Annotated in this window: 6 protein-coding genes and 1 pseudogene; 4 read left to right on the top strand and 3 right to left on the bottom strand. The window is 60.0% G+C overall.

What is annotated here, in order from left to right:
- On the bottom strand, positions 1-1,024 hold a 1,024-nt coding region (locus tag JWR14_RS19005; protein WP_299709783.1), incomplete at its 3' end, for a phospholipase A.
- Between the two features lie 560 nt (positions 1,025-1,584).
- Positions 1,585-2,925 (bottom strand): Nramp family divalent metal transporter, encoded by a 1,341-nt coding sequence (locus JWR14_RS19000; protein ID WP_299709781.1) that lies wholly within the window; start codon positions 2,923-2,925, stop codon positions 1,585-1,587.
- Between the two features lie 698 nt (positions 2,926-3,623).
- On the opposite strand from JWR14_RS19000, the gene JWR14_RS18995 reads away from it, so the two are divergent.
- The 4 genes and pseudogenes from JWR14_RS18995 (at position 3,624) to JWR14_RS18980 (ending at position 7,846) form a co-directional block, all read left to right on the top strand.
- Complete coding sequence (locus tag JWR14_RS18995) at positions 3,624-4,715, top strand: polyamine ABC transporter substrate-binding protein (RefSeq protein WP_299709787.1); 1,092 nt, start codon at positions 3,624-3,626, stop codon at positions 4,713-4,715.
- Positions 4,716-5,025: 310 nt separating this feature from the next.
- Positions 5,026-6,117 (top strand): annotated as a pseudogene (potA, locus tag JWR14_RS18990) (polyamine ABC transporter ATP-binding protein); the annotation flags it as partial.
- Positions 6,114-7,028 (top strand): ABC transporter permease subunit, encoded by a 915-nt coding sequence (locus tag JWR14_RS18985; protein WP_299709777.1) that lies wholly within the window; start codon positions 6,114-6,116, stop codon positions 7,026-7,028. The pseudogene potA and the gene JWR14_RS18985, both read left to right, overlap by 4 nt.
- Complete coding sequence (locus JWR14_RS18980) at positions 7,028-7,846, top strand: ABC transporter permease subunit (protein WP_299709785.1); 819 nt, start codon at positions 7,028-7,030, stop codon at positions 7,844-7,846. The genes JWR14_RS18985 and JWR14_RS18980 overlap by 1 nt, the downstream gene beginning before the upstream one ends.
- A 12-nt stretch (positions 7,847-7,858) precedes the next feature.
- On the opposite strand, the gene JWR14_RS18975 is transcribed toward JWR14_RS18980, so the two are convergent.
- Positions 7,859-8,760 (bottom strand): threonine/serine dehydratase (locus tag JWR14_RS18975; protein ID WP_299709775.1); only part of this gene is annotated, 902 nt, incomplete at its 5' end.

The following is an 8,760-nucleotide window of genomic DNA, read 5'->3' as shown; positions in this document are numbered from 1 at the left end:
TGCCGTTCTTCGTGATGTAGTAATAGATTTTCGGCGCTATGGTCAGGTGGTTCGAATTGATATCGCCGAAATCCCAGCTCGGACGCACGAAAGCGATGTTGATCCCGCGCGAATCCGCGCCGCTTTTGCCGTTCGACTCATGTCCGATACCGGCCGTGACGCCCATGCGCGAAAACAGCGAGCTTTTCCAACCCGTGTTCTCCAGGTAGTAGAACAGTTGCGGCTCGTAACTGGTGTCGCGGAACGGCGCCGATTCAGCCGACAGGTCCCAGATCGACGTTTGTGTGTAGGCGAAATACAGGTTGTCGAGGAAGCCGCGCGAGCGGGGATCGTCCGGCATGATCAGGCGGTACTTGAAGCTGAACTGGAATTTGGCGAGGTTATCGCCGTTCTGGCCATCGGCGAAATACATCGGTTCGAAGGTCGACAACCGGCCGCTAAACATGCGGTCGCTCGTGGTCGTCGGAATGGCCGATGTGTTCGCCGCGGCCTCTGCGCTCGCCAACTGCTGCGGTGTCTTCGCCTTCGTCTCAGCGGTCTCCGCCGCCACAACTTGCGTCTGCGACTTGCCGCGGTTCAGGGTGATCAGCATGGGCGACGAATCGAAGCCTACCGGATCGACCTTCATCACGCCGCGCGCCGCGTCGGGCCACGGGGCGGCATAGCGAACTTTCCGATATTGGCCGGGGCGCAGCATCAGCTTGTCGGGGACGTTGGGTTCGCGCTGCAGCGCCAGCGGCTGTGGCGGCAGGTCGCCGTTGGTCAGCGTGATGTTGAGCGCTTTCGGCACATCGATGGTGAGCGGCTGCTTGTCGTCGTCGCTATAGAGCAATGTCAGTTCGAGCGGCTGTTCTGCAGCAGCTTCGCGCACGGGCTGGAGCACGGCAACCGTGGCGTAGGCCGTGCTGGTCCAGCCGAGGCTGATGACGCCCGCGAGCAGGGTCAGGTGGCAAGCCGTCGCGACATCGCGTTGCCGGAAGGGCATGGGGGAGCGGAGGGGAAAGGGCAAAGAGCCTTTGGCCATGAAACGATCGTCCTTGTTGCGTTGATTGGCGTCGGGCGCGGGTGAGGCGGCAGGAACACATGTCCCTTGTCGTCCCGATTGCGTCATGCGCCACCGCTTGTTTAGCGACTGACTGAGCGGATTAACTGAGCGAATAAGATCCCGCCCGTCCTCGATGAAATTCGCGAAACGCATAATTGTAAGCGCGCGGAAGGATCATTTCGATAAGCTGGGCCGAACGGGCAGCAATAGCAAAAAACGATCCCGACCCGCATCGATTCACTCATTCCTCGTTGAGCGAACCGGTGGAAGCGAGGTGTTCGCTTGTTCGTATCGACGCGTGTGGGGTGGGTTGGCGTGCGCATTCCCCGTGTGCCGAACCATGTGTCCGGTGGTCAGAACCAATAGCCGATGGAATGGAGCGTTGGCGGAGTGCAAATCGGTGCCTTCCCGGGGTGTGCTCCCGTCCGGCGTGGAAGAAACGTCGAATCGCGGATACAAGGCACGGTGAAGTGAGCGCGACCCCGGCGCAAGCGGAAAACAGCGGCAAATCCAGACAGTTCTTGCCGCCCCGGCTACGGTCAACTACCGGTCAGCAACTGCCACAACAGTGCGCCGTTCAGCAGCACGATCAGCGCTGCGCACAACCACGCCAGGGCGAGCGGAATGCGCTTGATGCGCCATCGGCCCATGAGTCCGGCGTCCGATGCAAAGCGCACGAGGGGGATCACGGCCAGTGGTAATTGCAAGCTCAGCACGACCTGACTTGCGACGAGCAACTGGTTCGACCCATGTTCCCCGAACGCGCCGACCGCGAGCAGGGCTGGTCCCATGGCCAGCGCGCGGGTGAGGAGCGCTCGCGCCCAGCGAGCAATCCTCAGTTGCAGGAACCCTTCCATGACGGCTTGTCCGGCCAGCGTGCCGGTCACCGTGGCGTTCAATCCGCACGCCAGCAAGGCCGCTGCGAACACAATGCTCGCCCACTGATTGCCGACGAGCGGTGCGATCAGGCGATGGGCGTCGGCGAGATCGTTGACATCGTAGTGACCGCTGGCGTGGAAGACGGCGGCCGCCACGATCAGCAGTGACGCGTTGACGGTGAATGCGAGGCTGAGGGACGCGAAGGTATCGATGTTGACGCCCTTCATGGCGTCGGAGATAGCTTCGTCGTTGCCGTTTTTCGCGTGCTCCTTGACGAGCGCGGAGTGCAGATAGAGGTTATGGGGCATGACGGTGGCGCCGAGGATACCCGCGGCGAGCCAGATCATGCCGGCGTCGCGGAGCAGGGCGGTGGGCGGTGCAAGACCAGCCAGTGCGCCGCGCCAAGAGGGGTTGGCGAGCGCGAGTTCGACGACAAAACAGAACCCTACGAAAAAGATCAGCGTGGTCACGGCGATCTGGAGCGGCCGCTGTCCACGGCTTTGGAGTGCGAGCATGGCGAACGTGCCTACCGCCGACATCAGGACACCGACAGTGAGCGAGACGCCCAGCAGCAGTTGCAGTGCGACCGCGCTGCCGACGACCTCAGCGACATCGCAGGCGATGATGGCGATCTCACTCGTGATCCAGAGAAAGAGCGTGGTGCGCCGGCTGTAGCGTTGGCGGCACAGCTGTGCGAGATCCCGTCCTGTCACAACGCCTACTTTCGATGCAACCCATTGCAGCAGCAAGCCCATCAGGCTGGCAAGCAGCACGACGCTCAGCAATTGATAACCGTATTTGGCGCCGCTTGCGAGCGCGGTGGCCCAGTTGCCTGGGTCCATATAGCCGACTGCGATGAGGGCGCCGGCGCCGACGAACGAGAACCAGCCGCGTTTGGGACGCGAGCCGTTCGGCTGGCCGGCCTGAAATCCGGATGCCGGATCAGATTGCGGATCGTCCGCGGTGCCGGATGATGTGAGAGCGGACGGATTCGTGTTCATGCGGTTTGCGGCCTGTTTCCTGAAGCTGGATGTCGCGAAGCGGTTGGGGAAAAGGCATGAGCAGCGCAATGGGGCCGCGCTCGGGCACTGGCAGGCACATCGATAGAGCACGGCGCGAGCCGCAGCGGGTTGCGCATGTCCAGGTTACAAGCGAACGTACGCAGAGCTTGAGCAACAACGGAACCTAAGAAGAGCCTAAGCAACGACCGTTCCGCTGACTTTGGAGCTCATCCCCGCGGGCCGACCATCACACCGGGGTGACGCTCTAAAGACATGGTTATGGGACGAGCGAGTCGCGTGGGTTTCTGCGCAAGGGCCTCGATAATGACATTACGTAAGCCTCTGCCCGGTTGGATTCAACAATGGCGGTGTGGTCTTTGTAGCTGAGCCGGCAACCTGGAACCACTCAAAACACCACTTCACTCCAGAGCCTGTCAAACGCACCCCTTGTACACTTCACGCGACAAAACTTGCCGATTGTTTTTTGCGAAGCAACCTTTTGATGATAGTTTTCGTTTTTTTGAGAACGTCTCGAAAGCGGCTCGACCAAGCAGGGGAGAAAGGGCGAATCGAGACGTGGAAACCAACGGTCGGCAAGTCGAAAGGACGGAGAAACTGAAATGACAGAAAAAGTGGCGGACCGGTTGTCGAAGCGTTCGGGGGCATCGGGCGCGGCTGCGCGTTTACCGGCATGCGTAATGTCGATCACCCTGGCTATCGCGGGCGTGGCGGTGTTATCGGCACCGCTGGCTGCATCGGCGAAAGACACGCAGCTCAACGTCTACAACTGGTCGGACTACATCGCGAAAGACACGATTCCGAACTTCGAGAAGCAGACGGGCGTCAAGGTCAAGTACGACAATTACGACAGCGACGACACGCTGCAAGCCAAGTTGCTCACCGGCAATTCGGGCTACGACATCGTGGTGCCCACCAGCAACTACGCCGGCAAGCAGATCACGGCAGGCATCTTCGCCCCGCTCGACAAATCCAAACTCCCCAACCTCAAATACCTCGACCCTGACCTGATGAAGCTGGTCGCGGGCGCTGATCCGGGCAACCAGTACACGGTACCGTGGGCATACGGCACCACAGGCTTGGGCTACAACGTCACGAAAGTCCAGCAGATCCTCGGCAAGAACGTCCCGCTGGATAATTGGGACATCCTGTTCAAGCCGGAAAACATCTCGAAGCTCAAGGCCTGCGGTGTGTCCGTGCTCGATGCCCCTGACCAGATGTTCGCCGCCGCGCTGCATTACATTGGCAAGGATCCGATGAGCACGAACCCGGCCGACTACCGCGCCGCGCTGGCAATGCTCAAGAAGATCCGCCCGTACATCACGCAGTTCAACTCGTCGGGTTATATCAATGACCTGGTTGGCGGCGACGTCTGCTTCGCCTACGGCTGGTCGGGCGACGTGGTGATTGCCAAGCATCGTGCGGAAGAGGCGAAGAAGGCGTACAAGATCGAGTACTACATCCCGAAGGGCGGCGCGCCGGTGTGGTTTGACGTGATGGCGATTCCGAAGGACGCGAAGAACAAGGAAGCCGCGCTCGAGTGGATCAATTACATCGAGACGCCGCAGGTTCACGCCGCGATCACGAACGAGGTGTATTACCCGAGTGCGAACTCGGAAGCGCGGAAATATGTATCGAAGGATGTTGCCAACGATCCGGCCGTGTACCCGCCGCAAGACGTGATCAAGACGCTGTTCCTGCTCAAGCCGTTGCCGCCGGAAATCCAGCGTTTGCAAACGCGGCTCTGGACGGAACTGAAGTCCGGACGCTGATCCTGATTCCGGTAAGGTTGCCAGGTTTGCATCAGGCAATGGATCAACGCGAAGCCCCTGGTTCTCCGGGGGCTTTGTTCGTTGCCGGCGATCGTGTGGGTGCTGTTGTCGAAAAGTCGTCGGAAAAATAATTTAGAAGTGCAGCTGAAAAAGCAGCACGAATGCGCGTAGCGCAGGAGCCAGGCAGCAGATCATGAGTGAGCAGCAGTCGAGCGCGGTGCCCGCCGGACCGGGCAATCAAGGCAAAACGAGCAGTTCGGGAGCTCCCAATGGCCGCAGGCCGGAACCGGGTTTGCGGGACCCGGACTGGGCGGCGGAGAATTTCGTGCGGATCGTCGACGTAGTCAAGAAATTCGACGAGACCGTTGCAGTGAAGGGCGTGAACCTGTCGGTGAAAAAGGGCGAACTGTTTGCGCTGCTCGGCAGTTCCGGCTGCGGCAAGTCCACCTTGCTGCGCATGCTCGCGGGGCTGGAGTCGGTCACGTCAGGCCAGATCGTGATCGATGGCGAGGATCTCGCGAGCATGCCGCCGTATCGCAGACCGGTGAACATGATGTTCCAGTCGTATGCGCTGTTTCCGCATATGACGGTGGAATCGAACGTGGCGTTCGGGCTCAAACAAGAGGGTGTGCGCGGCGCGGAACTCAAGGAGCGTGTGCACGCGACGCTCGACCTCGTGCAGATGGCGAAGTATGCGCAGCGCAAGCCCCACCAGTTATCGGGTGGCCAGCAGCAGCGCGTGGCGCTGGCCCGCAGCCTGGTCAAGCGTCCGAAGTTGCTGCTGCTCGACGAACCCATGTCCGCGCTCGATAAACAGATCCGCCAGCGCACGCAGATCGAGCTGGTGAATATCCTCGATAAAGTCGGCGTGACCTGCATGATGGTCACGCACGATCAGGAGGAAGCGATGACCATGGCCGGCCGGATCGCGGTCATGAGCGAAGGCGAGATCGTCCAGATCGGTACGCCGCACGAGGTCTACGAATATCCGAACAGCCGGTTCACGGCCGAGTTCATCGGCTCGACGAATCTGTTCGACGGCATCGTGGTGGAAGACGAACCGGATCACGTGTTCGTGGAAACGGCGGAGTTGCCGTCGCGGCTGTATGTGAATCATGGGATTACGGGCCCGCTCGGCATGCCGGTCACCATCTCGGTCAGGCCCGAGCGCATTGCGTTGACGCGCAAGCCGCCCGACGGTGCGTACAACTGGGGCCACGGTACCGTGGCGAACATTGCGTACATGGGCGGCTACACGCTGTATCACGTGAAGCTGGACAGCGGCAAAGTGGTCGTGGCGAACCTGTCGAGCCTCGCGATTGGCCAGATCGATTCGCCGACCTGGGACGATGAAGTCTTCGTGCGCTGGACAGCGTCGGCAGGCGTGGTGCTCACGGCATGAAAACGCTGCATTCATTCAAACAACGCTTCGGCCTGTCAGGCAGGACGGCGGTCATCTTCGGACCGTATCTGTGGCTCGTGTTGCTGTTCCTCGTGCCGTTCCTGCTGGTCGTCAAAATCAGTTTCTCCGATTCGCGTCTCGGGATTCCGCCTTATACGGAATTGACGGCGATGAAAGACGGCATGCTGAGTATCGCGCTGGATTTTTCGCATTACGCGTTCCTGTTGACCGACAGCCTGTACTTCGCGACGTACATGAATTCGCTGCTGGTGGCGGGGGTGTCGACGTTGCTGTGCCTGCTGATCGGTTATCCGATGGCGTATTACATCGCGCGTTCGAATCCGGCGACCCGGAATCTGCTGATGATGGCCGTGATGCTGCCGTTCTGGACGTCGTTCCTGATTCGCGTGTATGCGTGGATCGGGATCCTGAAGAACAACGGCTTGCTGAACAACTTCCTGATGTGGACCGGGATTATTCATTCGCCTATTGAGCTGTATCACACGAATATCGCGGTTTATATCGGCATGGTGTATTCGTATCTGCCGTTTCTCGTGATGCCGCTTTATGCCCATCTCGTGAAGATGGATCTCACCTTGCTTGAGGCCGCTTACGATCTTGGCGCCAAACCGTGGAAAGCGTTTTTGCAGATCACGCTGCCTTTGTCGAAGAACGGGATTATCGCGGGTTGCCTGCTGGTGTTCATTCCGGCGGTGGGTGAATACGTGATTCCGGAATTGCTGGGCGGCGCGGATACCCTGATGATCGGCCGCGTCATGTGGAATGAGTTCTTCGATAACGCCGACTGGCCGATGGCTTCCGCCGTCACCTGTGCCATGGTTCTGCTGTTGCTCGTTCCCATGGCGTTGTTCCAGCATTACCAGGCGAAGCAACTGGAGGAAAAGCGATGATTGAACCCAGTCGCTCACTCCGGTTCACGTTTCTTGGTCTCGGATTTCTGTTTCTCTACATTCCGATCGTGAGTCTGGTGGTGTACTCGTTCAACGAGTCACAGCTCGTGACGGTCTGGACGCAATTCTCGCTGAAGTGGTATGCGGCGCTATTGCACGACGATGAGCTGATCGACGCAGCGTGGTTGTCGATTCGAATTGCGGTATTCACGGCGTGTGCGTCGGTGGTGATCGGGACTTGGGCAGGATATGTGCTCGCGCGCATGGGGCGGTTTCGTGGCTTCACGCTCTATGCCGGCATGATCAATGCGCCGCTGGTGATACCCGAAGTGATCCAGGGGATTTCACTGTTGCTGCTGTTCGTGGAAATGGCGAAAGTATTTGGCTGGCCGGCAGGACGCGGCATTTTCACGATCTGGATCGGACACGTGATGCTGTGTATGTCCTATGTCGCGATCATCGTGGAGTCGAGAGTCAGGGAATTGAACCCGTCGCTTGAAGAGGCCGCGCTCGATTTGGGCGCGACGCCATTGCGCGTGTTTTTCGCGATTACGTTACCGCTAATATCGCAGGCGCTGGTGGCGGGGTGGCTGCTGTCGTTCACGCTGTCGATTGATGACCTCGTGTTATCCGCATTTTTGTCGGGACCGGGGTCGACTACGCTGCCGCTTGTCGTATTCTCGCGCGTCCGGCTCGGCCTGAATCCCGAGATGAACGCGCTTGCCACGTTGTTTATTGCGTTCGTGACCGTTGGCGTGATCGCTGCGAACTATTTCATGCAGAGGAGCGAGCGCAAACGGCTGACGAATGTGTTTTAGATGCGGCACGGCTCAGTCGTCCTGAGCCGCCATCGCAAGATGTTTGCCGAGCGTGGCCGAGTCGGTGTTCGTGCCGCAGAGCAACACGCCAACGCGCTTGCCTTGCAAGGTCTCGCGTAGCGGCCCGAGTAATGCTGCGGTGGCGGCGGCGCATGCCGGTTCGACCGCCAGCTTCAACTCGTTGAACAAATGCAGCATCGCGTGGCGCAGTTCAGTGTCCGACACGGTCACCAGACGGTCGATATGCCGCCGGCACAGTTCGTAGCTGTAGTCCTCGGTGTGCGGCGCCATCAACGAATCCGCGATGCTGTGCATCGCGCCCATCTTGACGGTGTGATTCGCGGCGAAACTCTGGCCCATGGCATCGGCGCCCTTGGGTTCAACGCCATACACGTGAATCGATGGATTCGCGAGCCGGAATGCCAGCGATACGCCCGCGGCCAACCCGCCGCCGCCAATCGGCAGGATCACCGCGTCCAGATCGGGCGCCTGCGAGGTCCATTCGTAGCCGAGCGTCGATGTGCCCACGATCGTCCGGTAACTGTTGAACGGATGCACAAAGTAGCGGCCTTCCTCGGCTTCAATGCGGCGCACGATCTCGAACGCTTCGGCGCCGTTTTCCGCCATCACCACTTCCGCGCCGAAACGGCGGGCAAGCGCCAATCGCGGCGGACTGGCGGTCTTGATCATCACGACCTTTGCGCTGATCTGAAGACGCATCGCGGCATACGCGACCGCGACCGCATGATTCCCCGCCGATACGCACGTCACGCCCGCGTCGCGTTCGCTTTCCGTGAGCGCGAGCAGATGCGAAAACGCGCCGCGTGTCTTGAACGTGCCACCCACCTGCAGCAGCTCGAACTTGAAGTTGACCGGCGTGCCTTCCAGCGTGGGAAAGTCGTGACGCTCGAAGG

It is taken from the genome of Caballeronia sp. (assembly GCF_028292365.1).
Classification (GTDB): Bacteria; Pseudomonadota; Gammaproteobacteria; order Burkholderiales; family Burkholderiaceae; genus Caballeronia.
This window is presented reverse-complemented; position numbering and strand designations above follow the sequence as displayed.

Coding starts and splice junctions, on each gene's coding strand:
- JWR14_RS19000 (WP_299709781.1), bottom strand. CDS start 2,925: ATGAACACGAATCCGTCCGCTCTCACATCATCCGGCACCGCGGACGAT.
- JWR14_RS18995 (WP_299709787.1), top strand. CDS start 3,624: ATGTCGATCACCCTGGCTATCGCGGGCGTGGCGGTGTTATCGGCACCG.
- JWR14_RS18985 (WP_299709777.1), top strand. CDS start 6,114: ATGAAAACGCTGCATTCATTCAAACAACGCTTCGGCCTGTCAGGCAGG.